The sequence below is a fragment of the Streptomyces sp. NPDC031426 genome (assembly GCF_055581585.1).
In genome coordinates, this window is sequence record NZ_JBVIJE010000018.1 from 143516 (window position 1) to 163949 (window position 20434).

Genomic DNA, 20434 nt, shown 5'->3' on the forward strand with positions numbered 1-20434 from the left:
AGACGGGGCCTGGGAGACCCTGCCTCCTCTGGGCGGCGCAGCGGCTGGGCCGGCCCTGCCGCTCGGGGGCAGCGGCGAGTAACGGGGAACCTCGTCGCTTCGAGCCGGGCGGGGTGGGAGCGTCCTGGGGTCCGGGCGCGGGGCGAGCGCCCAGCCGCCGGGTGCCGGGGCGGGTGCAGCAGAGCGCGAGGGCGTTCATGACACCGGCTCCGTCAGTTCGCGGTCGAGCGGGATCTCGGCGGTGACGGCCACGGCCGATGGGTCCAGGTCGGCGGGGGTCGGCATGACGCTGCCGGGGAGCTGGACGGCGGCGGCGCCGTGGGCGACGGCGGAGGCGAGGGCCTCGGGGCCGCTGCCGCCGGCGATCAGGAAGCCGGCGAGGGAGGAGTCGCCGGCGCCGACGTTGCTGCGGACGGTGGCCACGCGCGCGGTGGCGAACCAGGCGCCCGTGTCCTCGACGAGGAGCTGCCCGTCGGCGCCCAGGCTCGCGAGCACGGCGCGGGCCCCCATGCCGCGCACCTCCTCGGCCGCTTTCAGTGCGTCGCCCACGGTCGCCAGGGGGCGTCCGACGGCTTCCGCGAGCTCCTCGGCATTGGGCTTCACCACGTCGGGCCGTGCGCGCAGCGCCTCCAGCAGCGCGCGTCCCGAGGTGTCGAGCGCGATGCGTGCACCCCCGGCGTGCGCCCGCGTGACGGCGTCTGCGTACCAGGAGGGTGCGAGTCCCCGGGGCAGGCTGCCGCAGCACGCGATCCAGTCGGCGTCGTGGGACTGCTCGCGCACGGCGTCCAGGAGGCGTTCCTGTTCGGCCTCCGACAGCTCCGGTCCCGGCGCGTTGATCTTCGTGAGCACCCCGTCGGACTCCGCGAGCGCGATGTTCGAGCGGGTGGCTCCGGCGATCAGGACCGGCGCGACCTCGATGCCCTGCGCGTCCAGCAGATCGGCGATGAGCGCTCCCGGCGCACCACCCAGGGGCAGAACGGCGACTGTGCGCCGGCCGGCGGCCGCGACGGCGCGCGAGACGTTCACGCCCTTGCCGCCCGGATCCATGCGCTCGCCGGTGGCCCGGACGACTTCGCCGCGCTCCAGGGCGGGGATCTCGTAGGTGCGGTCGAGGGAGGGGTTGGGGGTGACGGTGAGGATCATGCGCGCACTACTTCCGTGCCGCCGCGTTCGATGGCGGCGGCGTCTTCGGGGCTCAGCCCGTTGTCGGTGATCAGCAGGTCCACATCGCCCAGGTCGCCGAAGCGGGCGAAGTGCTCCTGGCCGTGCTTGGAGGAGTCGGCCAGCAGCACGACGCGCCGGGAGGCGGCGACCGCGGCCCGCTTGACCGCGGCCTCGGCGAGGTCGGGGGTGGTCAGGCCGTGCTCGGCGGAGAAGCCGTTGGCCGCCACGAACAGCACGTCGGCGCGGATCTCGCCGTACGCGCGCAGCGCCCAGGCGTCCACGGCGGCGCGCGTGCGGTGCCGTACGCGCCCCCCGACCAGGTGGAGTTGGATGCCCGGGTGGTCGGCCAGACGGGCGGCGATGGGCAGGCTGTGCGTGACGACGGTCAGGGAGGCCTCCAGCGGGATCGCGGCGGCGAGCCGGGCGACCGTCGTACCGGCGTCGAGGATCATCGTGCCCTCGGTCGGCAGTTCGGCGAGGGCAGCCTTGGCGATGCGGTCCTTCTCGTCGGCGGCGGTGGACTCGCGCTCGGCGAGGTCCGGTTCGAAGTCGAGGCGGCCGACCGGGATGGCGCCGCCGTGCACCCGGCGGACGAGGCCCGCGCGGTCGAGGGCCTTCAGATCGCGGCGAATCGTCTCCGCGGTGACCTGGAACTCCTCCGCGAGCGACAGCACGTCCACCCGGCCGCCGTCACGTGCGAGCCGGAGGATCTCCTGCTGCCGTTCCGGTGCGTACATGTCCGCTCGCCTCCGAGTCGATGTCCGTTCGCTTTTGACCAATGCCCGAACGTGTGGTTTCAGTCGGGAGGCTACGCCGGGATTTCCAGAAAGTAAACAGGTCCGGGCTGCAAACGGACATGATCGGGCGTCCGGCCCTGGCAGGGGCAGGGGGCAGAGGCAGAGGCAGAGGCAGAGGCAGAGGCAGAGGCAGAGGCAGAGGCAGAGGCAGAGGCAGGCAGCGGAGCATGCGAAAGGGGCCCGGCACCCGCAGGTGCCGGGCCCTGGTCGGGCGCAGTTCAGTGCACCAGCTCCGGCTCCCGCGCCGGCGCCTCCGCCTCGGCTGCCTCCGTCTGCTGGGCCGGCCGCTTCGGCAGGGCGGACATCAGGAGGAAGATCGCGGCCATGATCCCGGCGACCCACCACAGCGCGTGCTGGAAGGCGTGCACGAAGGCCGGGCCGACCTGGGCGGGGGCCAGCCGGTCGCCGATCTCGCCGAAGAACACCACCGACACGAGCCCGAGGCCGAGCGCGTTGCCCATCTGCTGCACCGTGTTGATCAGCCCGGACGCGGACCCCGCGTGCTCGCGCGGCACCTCGGAGAGCACCGCGTCGGTCAGCGGGGCCACGATCAGCCCCATCCCGGCGCCCATCACGATCAGCGGGAGGGCCATCTGCCAGGAGGCGATGGCGAGGCCGTACCGGTGCGCCTCCCACAGATAGAGCAGTACGCCCGCGGCCATGACCAGCGCGCCCGCCTGGAGCACCTTCCGCCCGAACCTCGGGACCAGCTTCTGCACCGACATCCCGGCCGCCGTCGACACCGCGAGGGAGAACGGCACGCCGGTCAGCCCGGCCCGCAGCGGGCTCCAGCCCAGGCCGATCTGCATGTACAGCGTCCAGACCAGGAAGAAGATGCCGAGCGCGACCCCGAAGACGGTCTGTACGGCGATGCCCGCGGCGAAGCTCTTCACCCGGAAGAGGGACAGTTCGATGAGCGGGGAACCGTCCCTGGCCGCCTTCCGTTTTTCGTACGACACCAGCGCGGCGAAGACGACGAGCGCGCCGGCCATGCAGAGGTACCCCCACAGCGGCCAGCCCAGCTCGCGGCCGCGGGTGAGCGGGTAGAGCAGCATCAGCAGGCCCAGCGAGACCAGGGCGACACCGACCAGGTCCAGTTTCAGCGCCTTGGGGGCCTTCGATTCGGTGATGAAGCGGCGTCCGAGTATCCAGGCCAGGACGCCGACCGGGAGGTTGATGAGGAAGATGGGCCGCCATTCGAGGCCGAACAGGTTCCACTCCGTCAGCAGCGCGCCGAGCAGCGGTCCGGAGACCGCGCCCAGGCCGACGATCGCGCCGAACAGACCGAACACCTTGCCGCGTTCCCGGGCCGGGAAGGTGGCGTGCACGATCGACAGCACCTGCGGCACCATCATCGCCGCCATACCGCCCTGCAGGATGCGGGAGGCGACCAGCATCTCCGGGTTCGCGGCGAAGCCGCACAGGGCGGAGGCGAGGGTGAAGCCGCCGATACCGGTCAGGAACAGCCGCTTGCGGCCATGGATGTCACCGAGACGTCCGCCGGTGATGAGGGCTGCGGCGAAGGCGAGCGCGTAGCCGGCGGTGATCCACTGGATCTGGCTGACCGAGGCGTGGGCGCTGCGCTGGATGGACGGGATGGCGATGTTGACGATCGTCACGTCCACCAGGTCCATGAAGGCCGCGGTCATCACGATGGCCAGGGCCAGCCAGCGGGTTCGGTCGGGTGAGGGTTCGGGGAGTGTGCCGGCAGTTGCCGTCGTGTGCCGGCCGTCCGTCGTCCTGGGCTGGTCGCGCAGTTCCCCGCGCCCCTCGCCGGTGTTGCTGTCGTTCGGGGTCATGAGGTGAAGGTAGGGCGGCAATAGGTCAGATCCCGTCCTAGTTGTGCGGCATTCTCGTCGGTATGACTACGGACACACCTGCCCGGCTGCTGCAGCTCCTCTCCCTGCTCCAGACCCCGCGCGAGTGGCCCGGTGGTGAGCTCGCCGAGCGGCTCGGGGTGTCCCGGCGTACCGTGCGGCGGGACATCGACCGGTTGCGCGAGCTGGGGTATCCGGTGCAGGCCAGCAAGGGGGCCGACGGCGGATACCGGCTGGTCGCCGGCAAGGCGCTGCCGCCGCTGGTGCTGGACGACGAGGAGGCGGTGGCGATCGCGGTGGGGCTGCGGGCCGGTGCCGGGCATGCGGTGGAGGGCGTGGACGAGGCGTCGGTACGGGCCCTGGCCAAGCTGGAGCAGGTGCTGCCGGCCCGGCTGCGCCACCGGGTGTCCACGCTCCAGGCCGCGACGACACCGCTGACCAGCGGGGACGGGCCGACGATCGCGCCGGAGACGCTGACCGCGATGGCCTCGACGGTGGCGGGGCACGAGCGGCTGCGGTTCGCCTACCGCGACAAGGACGGCAGCGAGTCACGGCGGCTGACCGAACCGCACCGGCTGGTGTCGACCGGGCGGCGGTGGTACCTCGTCGCCTACGACCTCGACCGCGCCGACTGGCGGACCTTCCGGGTGGACCGGGTGAACGAGCCGTTCGCGACCGGAGTCCGTTTCGCGCCAAGGGAGTTGCCGACCGGGAGCGCGGCGGAGTACCTGCGGCAGTCCCTCCACCGACGGCAGGAGACCTACGAGTTCGCGGTGCGGTTCGCCGCGACGGCGGAGCAGGTCTCGGCGCGCTTGCCGGCGGGGCTCGGGGTGCCGGAGGACGACGGCGAGGGCGGTTGTGTGCTGCGGGGCACCTTCGGTGCGCCGCTGGAGTGGCTGGCGGTGCGGCTGGCGATGACGGGGTACGAGTTCGCCGTGCGGGGTCCGAGTGAACTGGTGGAGCGCATAAGGGAGTTGGCTGGGCGGCTGAGTCGGGCCGGGGCGAATGCCCTGGAGGAGGAGTCCCTTCGGTGACGGCTCAGCCCTCCCCGGCGCCCCACTCGAAGTCCCGCAGGGATCGGAGGTTGCGCAGGGCCAGGGCCGCGGGGCCTTCCGGGCCGGTGGGCGGGGAGGAGGTGGCGGCCCAGGACTCCACGGCGACCCGGACGGCGGCGCCGGCGACGGCCGCAGCGAAGCGGAGGTCGGGGGTGACCGGTGCGGGGAGTGCGGACCCCGGGGCAACGTTGTCGCGCCGGTTGTCGCGCCGTCCTGCGGTTGCGTCGGCCTCACCGGTTCCGCGACCGCCAACTCCACCGTGTTCACGGCCAGTTGCCGCGATCCGGTCCGCGAGGATCTCGGCCAGGGTCCGCTCCGACGCCTGGCACACCTCTGCCCAGACCTTGCGCAGGGCGGGGCTGGCGTCGGCCAGGCGGATCAGGGTGCGGACCCATTCCCAGGACGCGGCCGATACCCGGACGCCGGGGGTGAGGGTGTGTTGTACGGCGTGCTCCAGCGCCTCGGGGACGCCGAGGTGGGCCGGGGCCGAGCGGACCGCTTCCGCCCAGCGCTGGGCACCTGCCGCGTAGAGGGGGGCGACCGCTTCCTCCTTGGTGGCGAAGTAGCGGTAGAAGGTGCGTGGTGCGATGCCGGCGGCCTGTGCGATGTCCTCGGCGCGGGTCGCGCGCAGTCCCTGGCGGACGAACAGGGCGGCCGCCGCCCGGGCGATCTCCGTCCGGGTCTCGGCCTTCCGGCGTTCGGTCAGCGAGACCGGAGTGGGGGCGGAAAGCGGCTGATGGGCAGCGCTGGAGGTGGTGCCGGGGGTGGTACGAGGGGTGGCGCTGGAGGTGTTGCCAGGGTTGGTGCCGGGGGTGGTGCTCATCTGGGCAGGCTATGCCCATGTGGCAGAATCTGCCATCCGACGGTCCACCCCGGGGTTCAGGTACGGGGTGGACCGTCGTCCCATGATGCTCACCACCCCACGCGCTGGCCACCGCCCCACGCCGCCCACCGCCTCGCCGCCCGTGCAGACTTGAGTCTCCCGCAAGGGGAGACCGGAAGGTGGGCTCATGCACTCCGGCATCTCGTACTCGATCGGTGAGCTGGCCCGGCGTACCGGGCTGTCGGTCAAGACGATCCGCTTCTATTCGGACCAGGGCCTCGTGGTGCCGGCGAGCCGTACCCCGGCCGGTTACCGCCGCTACGGTCCCGAGGCGGTCACCCGACTGGCGCTGGTGCGGACGCTGCGCGAACTCGGCCTCGGCCTGGAGGTGATCCGGCGGATCGTGGACCGGCCGCTCTCCCTCGGCCGGGTCGCGGCCGAGCAGGCTGCCGCGCTGGATGTGCAGGTCAGTGTGCTGTGCCTGCGCCGGCGGTGCTGTCCGCCGTGGCGTCCAGATGTGAGCCGACCTTCGAGGAGATGGAACGCATGCACCGGTTGGCGACCCTGTCCGAAGCGGAACGGCGACGCCTGATCGACGGTTTCCTGGACGCCGTCTTCGAGGCACCACCACGGCCCTCACCGACCGACACACCCCGCCCCGCCCTGCCCGACCCACTCCAGACCTCGCTGCCCGACCCACCCCGACCCGCCCTGCCCAACGCACCCCGGCCCGCCCTGCCCGACGCACCCCAGACCCCGCCGCCCGACGCACCCCAGACCCCGCCGCCCGACCCACCCCGACCCGCCCTGCCCGACACACCCCGGCCCGCCCCGACCGACGCACCCCAGACCCCGCCGCCCAACGCACCCCACCCTTCCCCGGCCGACCCACCCTTCCCCGCCGAGGCCGGGCTCCGGCGTTCCCTCACCCCCGAGTTGCCCGGCCACCCGACCGAGGAGCAGGTGACGGCGTGGGTGGAGCTGGCCGAGTTGTCGCTCGACGACGAGTTCCGCACGGCCGTACGGCGTCTGGTCCAGGAGCATGCCGTGAACCGGCCCGGGCGTGCGGACGGCGTCGGCGCCCCGCCCCTGCCCGACGTCGTCGCCGTCGCGCGGGATGTCGTATCCACCGCCCTGGCGTCCGGCACCAGGCCCGAAGCGCCGGAAGCGGATCCGGTCGTCGCGGCCCTGGTCGCCCGGTGCGCGCCCCTCTCCGGGCACCCGGGCCACAGCTCGCCGCACCAGTGGCTGATTCGGTGTCTGGAAGCGGCCCGCGACCCCCGCAGGGACACCTATCTCCGCCTGCTGGCCCTCGTCAACGACTGGCCGGCCGCAGAGCCGTTGACCCCGGTGATCGACTGGGCGGCCGCAGCGCTGCGCGCACGAGCGGTGGCTTGATGGGAACGTCCGGACAGCGGTGGCGAGTTGCCGGACGGCCCCTCGGCCGGCGTGAGGGGCACAAGAAGAAGCCGGGCCTCGGCACCCGGGGGGGGATAGGTGCCGAAGCCCGGCTGGGGAGGTCCCGGCGCCGGGGGGGATGTGCGTCGGGACCTGGCTGTGTGGGTCGGGTCGTGCGGTGGGCGCGTGGGGTCGGCCCGTAGGTGCGGTTGGTGCGTCGGGAGTGCGGTCCCGGGCCTGGCTGCTGTGGGGCCCGGAAGGGTTGTTCCCGTGGGCCCGGGAGTTGAAGCGATGGGAGCACGCCATGTTTGCGCCGTCTTCCGCCACCGGCGTGCGCCCCCTCAGGCACCGTACGCCCACAGGCACCACGCGTCGCCGACCGCCGCGGCCCCGGCACCGCGCCCTTGCCTCACCCCATGAGCACCCCTCTCACAACACCGGCACCGGCGCCCGCATGCCGTAACCCCGTTACGCCGCCGCATCGAAGCCGGTCTGGCGGGCCAGCTTCTTCAGTTCGAGCAGAGCGTGCTTCTCGATCTGGCGGATGCGCTCGCGGGTCAGGCCGTGTTCCTTGCCGACCTCGGTCAGGGTGCGCTCGCGGCCGTCCTCGATGCCGTACCGCATCTTGATGATGGAGGCCGTGCGCTGGTCCAGGCGGCCGATCAGGTCGTCCAGCTCCTCGCTGCGCAGCAGGGTCATGACGGACTGCTCGGGGGAGACGGCCGAGGTGTCCTCCAGGAGGTCGCCGAACTGGGTCTCGCCCTCGTCGTCCACCGACATGTTCAGCGACACCGGGTCGCGGGCCCAGTCGAGGACGTCGATGACGCGCTCCGGCGTCGCGCCCAGCTCCGTCGCGATCTCCGCGGGCTCCGGGTCGCGGCCGTGCTCACGGTTGAACTCGCGCTGCACACGGCGGATGCGGCCCAGTTCCTCCACCAGGTGGACGGGGAGCCGGATCGTGCGGGACTGGTCGGCGATGGAGCGGGTGATGGCCTGACGGATCCACCAGGTGGCGTACGTCGAGAACTTGAAGCCCTTGCGGTAGTCGAACTTCTCCACCGCGCGCACCAGACCGGCGTTGCCCTCCTGGATCAGGTCGAGCAGGGGCAGGCCGCTGCGCGGGTAGCGCCGGGCGACCGCCACGACCAGGCGGAGGTTGGAGCGGATGAAGACGTCCTTGGCCCGCTCGCCGGCGGCGACCAGCGCTTCCAGTTCCTCGCGGGAGGCGTCCGTCCTGGACTCCTCCTCACCGTCGAGGACCTGCTGAGCGAAGACCCCCGCCTCGATGGTCTGGGACAGCTCGACCTCCTTGGCGGCGTCGAGCAGCGGCGTGCGCGCGATCTCGTCGAGGTACATGCCGACCAGGTCGCGGTCCGCGATCTCGCCGCCATGGGCGCGAACACTGCTTGCCGAGTCGACCGTCTCGCCGGTGGCGGACTGACGACGGGCGACGGCACGGGTTGCCATGCGTGCTCCCTTGCGATGGTGGGCTGGCGGGTGGTCCTGCTGAACGCTCGGCATCGGGGGAGTGTCTTTGGCGACTCTCTCCGAGTGCCCTGCATCCGTGGGAGACAACGACTGGAATCCGGACAGAATTCCCAACCCGCCCCCCAATTTTTCTGATCATGCAGTACCCTGTCCGCCACCCAGGGAGGCGAGATGCCGACGGAACGTACAGAGGTGCAGGTCAGGCCGGGAGTCGAAGGAGATCTCGACGCTCTCACGGCGATCTACAACCACTATGTACGTGAGACGGCCATCACTTTCGATACCGCGATCTTCACTTCGGAAGAGCGCCGCCCTTGGCTGCTCTCCCACCCGGAAGACGGCCCGCACCGGCTGATGGTTGCCACGAATCCGGACTCTCAGGAGATTCTGGGGTACGCCACATCCAGCCCTTACCGGCCGAAACCCGCGTACGTCACGTCGGTGGAGACCTCGGTGTACGTCGCCCCGGACACCGGCCGGCGCGGCATCGGCACGCTGCTCTACGAGGCCCTGTTCAAGGCGCTGGCCGACGAGGACGTGCACCGTGCCTACGCCGGGATCGCCCAGCCCAACGAGGCCTCCGAGCGGCTCCACGCCCGCTTCGGCTTCCGCCATGTCGGCACCTACCGCGAGGTCGGCCGCAAGTTCGGCCGCTACTGGGACGTGGCCTGGTTCGAGAAGGAGCTGTAGCCCGGCGGGCACCCGCGCCCCGGCAAGGGCCGGCACCTCACCCGAACTGCACCGACCGCTTCGCCATTCCCATCCAGAACCCGTCGATCACCGACTTCTGCGCGTCCAGCTCGCCGCCCGCCTCCGCCGCGCCCATGGTGACGAAGAGCGGGGCGAAGTGTTCGGTGCGCGGATGGGCGTACCGGCCGGCCGGGGCTTTGTCCAGGAAGGCCAGCAGGGCGTCCCAGTCGCGGGCCTCAAGGGCGCGGCGGCCCCAGTCGTCGAACTCGGAGGACCAGCTGGGTACGCCGCTGCCCGCGTAGCGCAGGGCGGCGAGGTTGTGGGTGAAGAAGCCGGAGCCGACGATCAGCACCCCCTCGTCCCGCAGCGGGGCGAGCCTGCGGCCGATGTCCATCAGGCGCACCGGGTCGAGTGTGGGCATGGAGATCTGCAGGATGGGAATGTCGGCGGCCGGGAACATCTCGACGAGGGGGACGTAGGCGCCGTGGTCGAGGCCGCGGTCGGGGATGTCCTGGACGGGGGTGCCGGGGGCGCGCAGCAGCTTGCGGACGGACTCGGCGAGCTCGGGCGCGCCGGGGGCGGCGTACTGGACCCGGTAGTAGTGCTCGGGGAAGCCCCAGAAGTCGTAGACGAGCGGGACGGTCGCCACGGCGCCCAGCGCGAGCGGGGCCTCCTCCCAGTGGGCGGAGACCATGAGGATCGCCTTGGGGCGAGGCAGGTCCGCGGACCAGGCGGCGAGCTGGCCGGGCCAGACGGGGTCGTCGGCGAGCGGCGGGGCGCCATGGCTGAGGTACAGGGCGGGCATGCGCTCCGGGCTGCTGATGGACATGGCGGCGGCTCCCAGGGACTACCGGTTTGCTTTAACTCTCAAGTTCCAGGTCAACCGTACGCCCGACTTGTTCAAGTTTCAAGGAGATGCCTCGTACAGTGGACTGCATGAACACGGCACCCGGCTCCGCCGCACAGCCCCGCTGGCTCAGCGACGGGGAACAGCGCGTCTGGCGCGCCTATCTGCACGCCACCACCCTGCTGGAGGACCACCTCGACCGGCAGCTGCAGCGCGACGCGGGCATGCCGCACATCTACTACGGCCTGCTCGTGGGCCTCGCCGAGGCACCGCGCCGCCGGCTGCGGATGACCGAACTGGCCATGCAGGCGAAGATCACCCGTTCCCGGCTGTCGCACGCGATCGCGCGGCTGGAGAAGAACGGCTGGGTGCGCCGCGAGGACTGCCCCTCCGACAAGCGCGGCCAGTTCGCGGTGCTCACGGACGAGGGCGCGGAGGTGCTGAGGCGCACCGCGCCGGGACATGTGGCCGCCGTACGGCAGGCGATGTTCGAGCGGCTCAGCCCGGAACAGCAGAAGGCCCTCGGCGAGATCATGGAGATCATCGCCGAGGGCCTCCAGCCCGATGAAGCGGGTGCGGACCTGCCCTGGCTCCGCTAGATCAGCGCACGGCCACGCGCCGCACGGCCGGTCAGTGGGCCACCACCGGCACCGGCACCTCGTCCTCGACGCCCTCGCCGGAGATCACCGCGGTGGTGCCCGGCCGTCCGGCGTTGACGAAGGTGAAGGCGATCAGGGCGGCGAGCCCGAGGATGCCGACGGCGAACCAGATCGCCGAGGTGTAGCCGTGCACCATGCCCTGGAGCCCGACCAGCTGCTGCTGCGGCTTGGTGGCCGCACCGGCGATGTGGTCCTTGATGTACGACGTCTTCGCCGACGCGGCGATGGTGTTCAGCAGGGCGGTGCCGATCGCGCCGCCCACCTGCTGCGAGGTGTTGACCATCGCGGAGGCGACACCGGCGTCCCGGGGCTCGACGCCCTGGGTGGCCAGGGACATCGCCGGCATGAACGCCGTACCCATGCCGAGGCCGAGCAGCAGCATCGCGGGCAGCAGCAGCATGCCGTACGAGGAGTCGATCTTCAGCTGGGTCAGCAGCAGCATGCCGACGCCGGCGACCAGGAAGCCGGGGCCCATCAGCAGCCGGGGCGCGACCCGGGTCATCAGGCGGGTGCCGATCTGGGTGGACCCCGTGATCATGCCCGCGATCATCGGCAGGAAGGCGAAGCCGGTCTTGACCGGCGAGTAGCCCTTCACGACCTGCAGGTAGTAGGTCAGGAAGAGGAACAGGCCGAACATGCCGATGATGGCGAGGCCGAGGGAGAGGTAGATGCCGCCGCGGTTGCGGTTGCTGACCACGCGCAGCGGGAGCAGCGGAGCCTTGACCCGGGACTCGACGACCACGAAGGCGAGCAGCAGCACCGCGGACGCGACGAACATCGAGACGGTCAGGGAGTCGCCCCAGCCGTCGGACTCGGCGCGCGTGAAGCCGTACACGAGCGCGACCAGACCCAGGGTGGACAGGATCACGCCGGGGATGTCGAGCGGGGAGCGGTTGCGGCCGCCCTCGGGCTCACGGATGACGAAGTAGGCGCCGGCCGCGGCGACGATGGCGAACGGGACGTTCACGAAGAAGGTCCAGCGCCAGTTCAGGTACTCGGTGAGGAAACCGCCGAGGATCAGGCCGACGGCACCGCCGCCGCCCGCGATGGCGCCGTAGATGCCGAACGCCTTGGCGCGCTCGCGGGCGTCGGTGAACATCACGGCGAGCAGCGACAGCGCGGCCGGGGCGAGCAGGGCACCGAAGACGCCCTGGAGGGCGCGGGCGCCGAACATCATCGGGCCGGTGGTGGCGGCACCGCCCAGCGCGGAGGCGAGGGCGAAGCCGGCCAGGCCGGTGACGAAGGCGCGCTTGCGGCCCCATTTGTCGGCGATCCGGCCGCCGAAGAGCAACAGACCGCCGAAAGCGAGGGCGTAGGCCGTGACGACCCACTGCCGGTTGCCGTCGGATATGCCGAGGTCGCTCTGGGCGGAGGGGAGGGCGATGTTCACGATGGTGGCGTCGAGGACGACCATCAGCTGGGCGAGCGCGATGAAGACGAGCGCCTTCCAGCGGTTGGCGTCGGCGCCGCGTGCGTCGATGCCGGTCGGCGCGGCGGCGCCGGGAGCCTTTCGGGCTGTTTCGGACATGGAGGTACCCACTTCGGGACTTCGTGACGGAAGTGACGGAAAACGTGCGAGAAAGATCGAGAAAAGAGACGGTAGGACGAAAAAACGGAAGCTCGGAGTGTGGCTCGTCGACGGTGACGGCCGGGGCGCCGGGTGTGCCGGCCTACGGGTGGACTGGGATCGGGAGCCGAACTAATCGGTCAGGACGCGCGCAGCTCCTTGATGGTCACGGCCGTGCCCGGCAGGGCGGAGCGGGCGGGCGCCCGCAGGCCGTCGAGGAACAGCTGGAGGTGGCGGTGGACGAAACGGTCGCCGCGCAGGCAGTCCGTGCCGGCCGGGGGCCGGCTCAGCTGGGCCACCACGATCATCAGGTCGCCGACGCCGACGTCGGTCCGGAGCTGTCCGGCCGCCTTGGCCCGGCCCATGACCTCCTCGATGAGCTGCTCGACGCGCTCGCGGGAGGCCTCCAGGTCGGGGTGGTGCTTGTCGAAGCTGCTGGCGATCATCGGGCACAGCGCGCTGATCCGCTCGTCGGCGGAGACGTGCACGAAGTGCTCCAGGGCGGCGAAGGCGTCCCCGGTCTCCGCGAGGGCCACCTCGGCCGCCTCGGCCGTACGGTCCATCACGGAGCAGACGACCTCGCGGACGAGGGCCTCGCGGTCGGGGAAGTTGCGGTACACCGTGGCGTTGCCGACGCCGGCCCGGCGGGCGATCTCGTCGAGCGGCACGTCCGGACCGTGCTCGACGAACATCTCCCGGGCCGCGGTGACGATCCGCTCCCGGTTGCGCACGGCGTCGGCGCGGGGCCGGGGCACCTTGCGCACTTCGGGGGTGGTCGCGGTCGGCACGGCGTACTCCTCGGGGCGTTGAAGGCGATCCGGGGAACCAGTCCCCGTTTTCGCTCGGACACAGGGCTAAACGGGGAGACGTTCCCCGGTTATTTCCCCAGCACGAAAAGAACCGCTGTGACCTGAGACACACTCATCTCTCGCCCGGATTCACCCTCCTGCGGCCCGGCATTCCCACGATCGGTCTCCTCCAGCGCGCGCCCCCGCACCCCGCCGACACAGGGTGAGCGCAAGGGTGCAGCCGGAGACCGGTGGCTGCCGTGGAGCGAAGGGTCCATGCATGCAGCCGCAGCCGCCCCGCCACATACCCCTTGCCGCCGCGGGAGCCCCCCGGGCCGGCACACGGGCCCACCGGGGTGGCACGCGGGCCCACCGGGGTGGCTTTGACCGCGAAGTGCGCCCGCGCGTCCGCCGGCGCATACGCCCGCGCCGGGTGGCCGCTCTCGCCGTGGTGACCGCGCTGACCCTGACGGTCAGCACCTCGGCCGGAACCGGACACCTGATGGCGCCCACCACCGCCGGGCCCATCGGCACGGCCCGTTCCGCCCTCTCCCCCTGCGCGGTCCAGGCCGGGGCCGACGTGGAGATGACCGAGGGCACGCCCACCCCGCACGGCTACGCACACTCCACCGGCACGCTCCACGCCCTGACCCTGATGGTCGACTTCTCCGACGCGCCCGGGCAGGGCAAGGCCATGGACCGCTTCCACGAGTTCTTCCCGCAGACCCAGGAGTGGTTCCGCACCGCGTCCTACGGCCGCCTCGACTACCGGGCGGAGACCCCGATCACCACCTGGCTGCGGATGCCCAGGCCCTTCAAGGGGTACGGCATAGAGCGCGGCGCGCCCTTCGACCCCGGCTACCGGCAGCTCGTGCAGGACATCGTGGCCGCGGCCGACCCCAAGGTGGACTTCCGCGCGTACGACATCCTGAACGTCCTGATCACCCCCAACGCCGGCCCCTCCGCCCTGGACACGGTCCTGTCCGTGACCTTCGCCGGCAACGGCGACGCCCCGGTCGCCGACGGCGTCCACGTCGCCAACGCGTCCTTCATCTACTCCCGGCAGGACGACGGCTCCGGCTCCTACTCCCGCACCGGCTACCGGGTGCTGCCGCACGAGAACAGCCACACCTTCGGCCTGCCCGACCTGTACACGCAGGAGGGCGGAGGCGCGGTCGGGCACTGGGACATCATGAGCGAGGACTGGGGTGCCTCCAACGATCTGCTCGGCTGGCACAAGTGGAAACTGGGCTGGCTGGACGGCTCCCAGGTGGGCTGCGTGGCGGCACGCGGCACCGTCGAGTACGACCTGACACCGCTGTACAAGCCGGGCGGCGGAAAACTGGTCCTGGTCCCCCTCGACACGCGGAGTGCGTACGTCCTGGAGGTACGGGAGCAGGGCGGCAACGACGGGGTGGTGTGCCATCCGGGTGTCCTGATCTACAAGGTGGACGGCGCGATCGACACCGGACGCGGACCGGTCACGGTCCAGGACAGCCACCCCGGCAGCGGCGGCTGCACCCGCAGCCCCAACGTCCAGGCAGAACTCTCCGACGCCCCCTTCTCCCCCGGCGAGACCTTCAAGGACCGTCGCCACGGCATCACCGTCCAGGTGATCAGCAGGGACGAGGACGGCGAGTACCGGCTGCGGGTGACGCGTCAGTAGGGGCGCTCGGGCCCGCTTCGGGCAACGGCGTGCCGAGCGGCGGTTTACCGTAGGCGTGCCCGAACGCCGTACCGGAGAGCCGATGCCCGCGAAGACCGCACTGGATGCCGACGCCCGTGTCGAAGCGGGGGGAGCCGTCGGGCCGTTGCTGCGCGGGGTCGGGGTGCTGCGGCGGCTGACCGAGGCGGGCGGCACGCTGAGCCCCAGCGCACTGGAGCGGGCCACCGGCCTCGCCCGCTCCACGGTCGACCGCATCACCGCGACCCTGGCCCGCATGGACTACGTCCGCCTGGACGGCCGGGACGTGATCCTGGCCCCCCGCGCGATGGAACCGGGCAACGCCTACCTGGCCGCCCTCCGCCTGCCCGCACTGCTCGGCGCCCACGCCGACGCCCTCGCCGACGAGCTGGACGAGTCCGTCTCGCTCGCGGTCGCCGACCTCGACGGCATCCGCTTCATCCACCAGGCCACCCGCCGCCGCGCGATGTCCGTGAGCTTCCGCATCGGCGACCTGCTCCCGGCCGAACGCACCGCGCCGGGCCCGCTGTTCGCGACCGAGTGGACGGAGCCGGACTGGACCCGCTGGCGCGCCCGCCGCGCGGCGGACCCGACGGACTCGACGTTCCCCGCCGTACCGCCGAGGCAACCGCCCGCCGACGACTCCACCTTCCCGGCACGCGTGGAGCGGGCGCGCCGGGACGGCTGGGCGGTGGACGACCAGCTGATCGAACCGGGCCTGGTCGCGGTCTCCGTGCCCGTACGGCACCCGGACACCGGCCGCCCGGCCTGCGTGGCGAGCGTGGTCAGCCACACCAGACGCCACTCGGCGTCCGACCTGCGCACCACTCTCCTCCCCCGCCTTCGTACGGCGGTGACGGCGATGGAGTCCGCCCTGCGCACGGCACCGCCGCCCGAGCCGGGGCCGCCCCCCGCGGGCCTCGCGACCTGGACGACGGCGTCCAAGCACGAGCTGGGCCGGGACTTCGTGGAGTCCCTGGCGCGCGGGCTGACCGTGCCGACTGCCTTCGGCGAGGGCCGCTCGGCGCTGTCCCTGAGCGAGGTGGCACGGGCGACCGGCCTGGCCCGGGCCACGGCCCGCCGCGCGCTGCTCACCCACGAACAGCTGGGCCTGGTACGCGCGCACCCCGACCGCACCTTCGCCCTGACCCCCCGCGTCCTCGACCTCGGCTTCCCGCCCCTGTCCCGCACCACGCTCCCCCGCCTGGCCGAGCCCCACCTCCGCCTTCTCGCGGACCGGCTGCACGAGCCGACGGCGCTGGCGGTGCTGACGCCCGACGGCACGGAGATCCAGTACACGGCCGGAGCGGGCGCGAGCCGCGTCCTCACGGTCCACATCACGGTCGGCGCCCGCCTCCCCGCCGCGCAGACCTCCCTCGGCCGCGTCCTCCTGGCGGAAACCACATCTCCCCTCCCCCCGCCCCTCGCCGAGGTCCGCGCCCAGGGATACGCCCTGGTCGACGAGGAACTGGAGTCGGGCCTACGCTCCATCGCGGTCCCACTGCGGAACCGGTCCGGCCGGGCGGTCGCCGCCCTGAACGTCGCCACCCACGCGGCCCGCCGCACCCTGGAGGACTGCGTCCAGGAGATCCTCCCCGCCCTCCGCACCACCGCCGACCACATCGAGTCGGACTTCCACACCGCCTCCCGCTTCACCCACATCCCCGCGTCCTGACCCCCGCATCCCCGGCCCGCCGTACGGCGACGACCCACCCGCTACACTGTCGCTCGGTGGCTCGTCGCCACCGACCGAGCAACGCCTTCTTGCCTTCGTAGCTCAGGGGATAGAGCACCGCTCTCCTAAAGCGGGTGTCGCAGGTTCGAATCCTGCCGGGGGCACCAGGTCTGACCAGCGCGTTTACCTCTCTGAGGTAAACGCGCTGTTCGACGTAGCCATGGCATTAACCATGAATAGGTTCCAGGACCATGGCGAACACCAAGAGCAAGCGACGTCAGCGCGGCAGCGTCCGTCCCAACGGGGCCGGCTTCCAGGTCCGGGTCTACGCCGGACGTGACCCGCTCACGAAGAAGGACATCTACCTCCACGAGCAGGCCGAGACGGAGACCGAGGCGGAGAAGGCCCGCACCAGGCTCCTGCACCAGGTCGACGAGAAGCGCCACCCCAAGACGCAGGTGACCATGTCGTTTCTGCTCGACCGGTGGTTGGGCGTCGCCGAACTCGACGAGACGTCGTACGAACGGGCCGAGGGCATCATCCGCAACTACCTCAAGCCCACATTCGGCAACCTCAAGGCCGGCAAGCTGACCGCCGAGATGCTGGAGCTGTTCTACGCCCGCCTCCGGCAGTGCCAGGAACAGTGCGAGGGGCGACGCAACGGCAAGACCGACCCCACAACGAAGCAGAAGCACGTCTGCGAGCCACTCGCCGCGAACTCCATCCGCAAGATTCACTTCATCCTGCGGCCAGCGCTCAACCGCGGCCTGCGCTGGGGTTACGTGACGACGAACGTGGCAGCCCTTGCCGAGCCGCCATCCCAACCCAAGCCGAACCCCGACCCGCCCACTCCTGAAGAGGCAGCCCTGGTTCTGAACACTGCCTGGCAGCGGGATCTGGACTGGGGAACGTTCCTGTTCATGACGATGGTCACCGGCTCACGCCGCGGCGAGATGTGCGCTCTGCGCTGGGCAGACATCAACCTCGACCGCCTCGAACTCTTCGTGAAGCACTCCAACAACGGTCGCAGAATCAAGGACACCAAGACCCACCAGCGCCGTAAGCAGGCCATCGACGTGATCACGCGTTCCGTCCTGGCCGCCCATCGAGCCCGCGCCGAGGAGCGCTGCAAGGCGCTCGGTGGTGAACTCGCCCGTGACGCCTTCGTGTTCTCCGGCGAAGCCGACAGCTCCGCCCCACTCGTGCCCTCAAGCGTCAGCCAGAGATACCGCCGCCTCGCGCAGAAGCTGAAGATCCACACCCACCGCCTGAAAGACCTGCGCGCGTACAACGTGACCGAACTCCTGGGCGCCGGTGCCGACGTACGAACGGTCGCCGGCCGCGTCGGGCACGGCGGCGGAGGAGCGACCACGCTCAAGTACTACGCAGCCTTCCTGGCCACCTCCGACCGCCAGGCCGTCACCGCCTTCGCCAAGCAGCTGCCGGTGCCGGCAGGGCTACTCGCCGAACAGCCGGTCACCACCGTCATCAACGGGCTCCGCCTGCTCTGCGAGTGCGGCAACGAATCGCTGTGGGCAATGCTCGTGGTCACCGAGGAAGGCGCTGAGGCTCTGTGCGGCCAGTGCGAAACGGCCGTCCAGGCCCGCCCGGACGCGGCCGTGGGTCCCATCGGCAAGACCATCAAGACCGAAACCGCCCCGCCCCGCGAGCTCGCTGCGACCGGACGGCCCCCTAGCCCACATCGACGACTGGGCAGGCAAGTACGTCGGCGCCGTTGCCCGCATCGCCGGCCTCCTCCACCTCGCCGACCGCGCCACAGGCCGGTGGGGCGAACCGATCGAGGCGGCCACGATCGAGCGCGCCATCGCGATCGGCGAGTACTACACCGCCCACGCACTGGCGGCCTTCGACCTCATGGAAACCGAGGCTGACAGCGAGAAGGCTCAGCTGGTGCTCGACTGGATCCGCAGGACGAAGGTCACCAGCTTCAAGGCCCACGAACTCGTCACAGCCCGTCGCCGGGCCTTCCCCACCGTGAGTTCCACGGCGCCGGCACTGAGGCTCCTTGAGGAGCACGGCTACGTCCGTCGGCTCCACGAGGAACGAGCTGGATCGCGTGGGCGCCAACCAGCTGCGGTGTACCGAGTGCATCCCTCGGTCGTAGACGATGCTTCAGAAGCCTCTTCGTATAAATCGGGTTGATCGCGCGCAGGTGGACGGCTGCCCGTCGTTCGCTGCAGAACCAGGATGATGCTCAATCGCGCTGGCCGTCGCGCTCGCCGCCCCTAGCCACCCTCGCGATCGGGCGTCCCAAGAGCAATCCTTTATCCCCGTCCGCGGCTGTGCGGACGATGCCATCGCCGTCGCCCGCGTGCTGCGGACCGTCATCTGACACGCCGTCCGCGGCGCTCGAAGACCCTTGAGACTGTCGCGGACCGGGGATCTGATCAGCACTGTAGGCACTCCCAATGATTTGCCAATGAACATGCCAACAGCGAACCAAGTCCACCACTACGGCACCACTCAGCGGTGAGCCGGTATCGAGATCGCCGTTTCCGGTGAACTGCCGTCAGACACGCCGGAGGGCCCGCCGGAGAAAACCCGACGGACCCTGGGAAGGCCGGCCCTGCCTCAGTGCTCCGACTCGATTCGGCCGGTACCGAGGGAGGCGATTCCGCTATTCATGCGGACCTCCCGCCTCAAGGAACTGCCGGTAAACGAGATCGAGCAGGGCCGCGTATGCGTGTTGCGAGCGGGCCACGGCCTGGTCGCCGTCCGATGCTGTGTCACTGAGCCGATCGATTCGCTGCATCAACTCTTCGAGCATCGCCGGTACGTCGACCGGAGCAGGCTTGAAGATGCCGCTTTCCACGAATCGGATCACGGTCGTCACGTACTCGTCGGCTTCCGCCAGATCGCTGTGCGCCAGGATCAGGTCCTTCGTCGATCCCTTCCGGGGGAACGGCAGGTTGAGCCAGAGAGTGTAGGCGTCCATGAAACCGAGCATCATGTCTTCCCCCGCTTCTAATGGTTCTCGTCGTACCAGAAGGAAACGACTCGTCCATCCGGCCCGATCATCCCGCCCATACCCCCGTGGGGATCGGTGTACTTCACGCCCCACTTACCGTCCGGGAAGGGCATCCTCTTCTGATTGTAACCCTTCTTGCCGCCCGGCTCGGCCAGTCGCTTCGCCCAGTCCGTCGCATCCTGCAAATACTTGTCGGGCGGGACATTCAATGTCTCACCGTGCTTTTTCCAGTGGTATTGGAAGCTTCTCCCGGGGTTTTCGAAACTTCCCTCGTGCCAGACATCATCGAGATTCGCCGGGCACCCTGAATTGTGCACCAGCACCGGCGTGCGGCCGGCCAGCACGTAGTAGGTGTGGAGGTCTTCGACGGTGAGGTTGTAGGTGCGGGTTTGCTGGTCGAAGGCACGGTTGGCCTGGACGCGGACGGTGGTGCCACCGGTGCTGAGGAGGGTGGTGTCGGGGGTGAGGTCGTGGGCCTTGACCCACTGGTGTGCTGAGGGGCTCCAGAAGGGGTGTTCGTAGGTGGCGGTGAGTTTCCGGGGGCCTTCGGGCGTGGCGATGGTGAGTTCGTCGAAGTGTTTGTCGCCGTCGGTGATGATGAGACGGCTGACCTTGCGGGGTGCGGTGCGGCCGGTGAGTGGGTCGCTGGCCAGAACGGTGTCGCCCGGGTGGATGGCTTCGATGTTCTTGGTGCCCGCGTTCGCCATGAGGACCTTGGTGCCGGCCGGGAAGCACTGGGTGCACCCCTTCATGTAGCGGAGGCGGCGCAGGTCCTGAAGCGCTTCCACCCCCTCTTCGAGGAGCTTCCACTTGCTACGGAACGCCTGGTCCTCAGCGAGTTGCGTGCAGGCTTCGAGGTCGCCCTTGCTGCAGGGGTACCAGTTTCCGAGGCCGAAGGCCTTCTCCACGGTCCACAGCTCTTCGGCGGCGACCTCGGCGCCGGGGCCCATGGAGGCGAGGTCGCACAGCACCTCGTTGTGCTGGCAGTAGCGC

The 20434-nt window shown here is 70.8% G+C and carries 17 protein-coding genes, 1 tRNA gene and 2 pseudogenes; 10 read left to right on the forward strand and 10 right to left on the reverse strand.

Going from position 1 to position 20434, the window contains the following annotated elements; genetic code table 11:
- Positions 1-195 precede the first annotated feature (195 nt).
- The 3 genes from pfkB to ACZ5NH_RS31205 form a co-directional block, all read right to left on the reverse strand.
- On the reverse strand, positions 196-1143 hold the full coding sequence (pfkB, locus tag ACZ5NH_RS31195) for a 1-phosphofructokinase (protein ID WP_468779924.1): 948 nt from the start codon (positions 1141-1143) through the stop codon (positions 196-198).
- Positions 1140-1901 carry a DeoR/GlpR family DNA-binding transcription regulator gene (locus tag ACZ5NH_RS31200; protein ID WP_468779926.1) on the reverse strand — a complete coding sequence of 254 codons (762 nt, stop codon included), beginning with the start codon at positions 1899-1901 and terminating at the stop codon, positions 1140-1142. Before ACZ5NH_RS31200 ends, pfkB begins: the two co-directional genes overlap by 4 nt.
- Positions 1902-2179: 278 nt before the next feature.
- Positions 2180-3760, reverse strand: a complete 1581-nt coding sequence (locus ACZ5NH_RS31205) for an MFS transporter (RefSeq protein ID WP_468779928.1) — start codon at positions 3758-3760, stop codon at positions 2180-2182.
- Between the two features lie 62 nt (positions 3761-3822).
- On the opposite strand from ACZ5NH_RS31205, the gene ACZ5NH_RS31210 reads away from it, so the two are divergent.
- Positions 3823-4812 carry a helix-turn-helix transcriptional regulator gene (locus tag ACZ5NH_RS31210; protein ID WP_468779930.1) on the forward strand — a complete coding sequence of 330 codons (990 nt, stop codon included), beginning with the start codon at positions 3823-3825 and terminating at the stop codon, positions 4810-4812.
- A gap of 4 nt (positions 4813-4816) precedes the next feature.
- On the opposite strand, the gene ACZ5NH_RS31215 is transcribed toward ACZ5NH_RS31210, so the two are convergent.
- Positions 4817-5656 (reverse strand): TetR/AcrR family transcriptional regulator, encoded by an 840-nt coding sequence (locus ACZ5NH_RS31215; RefSeq protein ID WP_468779932.1) that lies wholly within the window; start codon positions 5654-5656, stop codon positions 4817-4819.
- Positions 5657-5843: 187 nt separating this feature from the next.
- Here ACZ5NH_RS31215 and ACZ5NH_RS31220 point away from each other — a divergent pair.
- Positions 5844-6283: pseudogene (locus ACZ5NH_RS31220) on the forward strand (MerR family transcriptional regulator); the annotation flags it as partial.
- Entirely contained in the window at positions 6260-7054 is a 795-nt protein-coding gene (locus ACZ5NH_RS31225; RefSeq protein ID WP_468779959.1) for a hypothetical protein, read from the forward strand. The pseudogene ACZ5NH_RS31220 and the gene ACZ5NH_RS31225, both read left to right, overlap by 24 nt.
- Before the next feature lie 468 nt (positions 7055-7522).
- On the opposite strand, the gene ACZ5NH_RS31230 is transcribed toward ACZ5NH_RS31225, so the two are convergent.
- The gene (locus ACZ5NH_RS31230; protein ID WP_388632299.1) at positions 7523-8521 is read right to left on the reverse strand and encodes a sigma-70 family RNA polymerase sigma factor; all 999 of its coding nucleotides are present in this window, start codon (positions 8519-8521) and stop codon (positions 7523-7525) included.
- Between the two features lie 192 nt (positions 8522-8713).
- On the opposite strand from ACZ5NH_RS31230, the gene ACZ5NH_RS31235 reads away from it, so the two are divergent.
- Complete coding sequence (locus ACZ5NH_RS31235; RefSeq protein ID WP_468779934.1) at positions 8714-9232, forward strand: GNAT family N-acetyltransferase; 519 nt, start codon at positions 8714-8716, stop codon at positions 9230-9232.
- Positions 9233-9269: 37 nt separating this feature from the next.
- Here the strand turns inward: ACZ5NH_RS31235 and ACZ5NH_RS31240 are convergent, their stop codons facing one another.
- Positions 9270-10061 (reverse strand): dioxygenase family protein, encoded by a 792-nt coding sequence (locus ACZ5NH_RS31240; protein ID WP_468779936.1) that lies wholly within the window; start codon positions 10059-10061, stop codon positions 9270-9272.
- Between the two features lie 107 nt (positions 10062-10168).
- Between ACZ5NH_RS31240 and ACZ5NH_RS31245 the strand changes: the two genes are divergently transcribed.
- On the forward strand, positions 10169-10678 hold the full coding sequence (locus tag ACZ5NH_RS31245) for a MarR family winged helix-turn-helix transcriptional regulator (RefSeq protein ID WP_468779938.1): 510 nt from the start codon (positions 10169-10171) through the stop codon (positions 10676-10678).
- A gap of 31 nt (positions 10679-10709) precedes the next feature.
- Here the strand turns inward: ACZ5NH_RS31245 and ACZ5NH_RS31250 are convergent, their stop codons facing one another.
- Positions 10710-12266 carry an MFS transporter gene (locus ACZ5NH_RS31250; RefSeq protein ID WP_468779940.1) on the reverse strand — a complete coding sequence of 519 codons (1557 nt, stop codon included), beginning with the start codon at positions 12264-12266 and terminating at the stop codon, positions 10710-10712.
- 179 nt (positions 12267-12445) lie between these two features.
- Entirely contained in the window at positions 12446-13093 is a 648-nt protein-coding gene (locus ACZ5NH_RS31255) for a TetR/AcrR family transcriptional regulator (RefSeq protein WP_388632312.1), read from the reverse strand.
- Positions 13094-13526: 433 nt separating this feature from the next.
- Between ACZ5NH_RS31255 and ACZ5NH_RS31260 the strand changes: the two genes are divergently transcribed.
- The 5 genes and pseudogenes from ACZ5NH_RS31260 (at position 13527) to ACZ5NH_RS31280 (ending at position 18615) form a co-directional block, all read left to right on the forward strand.
- The gene (locus tag ACZ5NH_RS31260; RefSeq protein WP_468779942.1) at positions 13527-14759 is read left to right on the forward strand and encodes a M6 family metalloprotease domain-containing protein; all 1233 of its coding nucleotides are present in this window, start codon (positions 13527-13529) and stop codon (positions 14757-14759) included.
- A gap of 82 nt (positions 14760-14841) precedes the next feature.
- Positions 14842-16452, forward strand: a complete 1611-nt coding sequence (locus ACZ5NH_RS31265) for an IclR family transcriptional regulator domain-containing protein (protein ID WP_468779944.1) — start codon at positions 14842-14844, stop codon at positions 16450-16452.
- A 91-nt stretch (positions 16453-16543) separates the two neighbouring features.
- Positions 16544-16619 (forward strand) — tRNA-Arg (locus tag ACZ5NH_RS31270).
- A 759-nt stretch (positions 16620-17378) separates the two neighbouring features.
- A pseudogene (locus ACZ5NH_RS31275) lies at positions 17379-17828 on the forward strand (tyrosine-type recombinase/integrase); the annotation flags it as partial.
- The gene (locus ACZ5NH_RS31280; protein WP_468779961.1) at positions 17767-18615 is read left to right on the forward strand and encodes a DUF3987 domain-containing protein; all 849 of its coding nucleotides are present in this window, start codon (positions 17767-17769) and stop codon (positions 18613-18615) included. The pseudogene ACZ5NH_RS31275 and the gene ACZ5NH_RS31280, both read left to right, overlap by 62 nt.
- 475 nt (positions 18616-19090) lie before the next feature.
- Here ACZ5NH_RS31280 and ACZ5NH_RS31285 read toward each other — a convergent pair whose 3' ends face one another.
- Positions 19091-19408 carry a hypothetical protein gene (locus ACZ5NH_RS31285; protein ID WP_468779946.1) on the reverse strand — a complete coding sequence of 106 codons (318 nt, stop codon included), beginning with the start codon at positions 19406-19408 and terminating at the stop codon, positions 19091-19093.
- Between the two features lie 29 nt (positions 19409-19437).
- Positions 19438-20434: Hint domain-containing protein (locus ACZ5NH_RS31290; RefSeq protein ID WP_468779948.1), on the reverse strand; the 997-nt coding region annotated here is incomplete at its 5' end.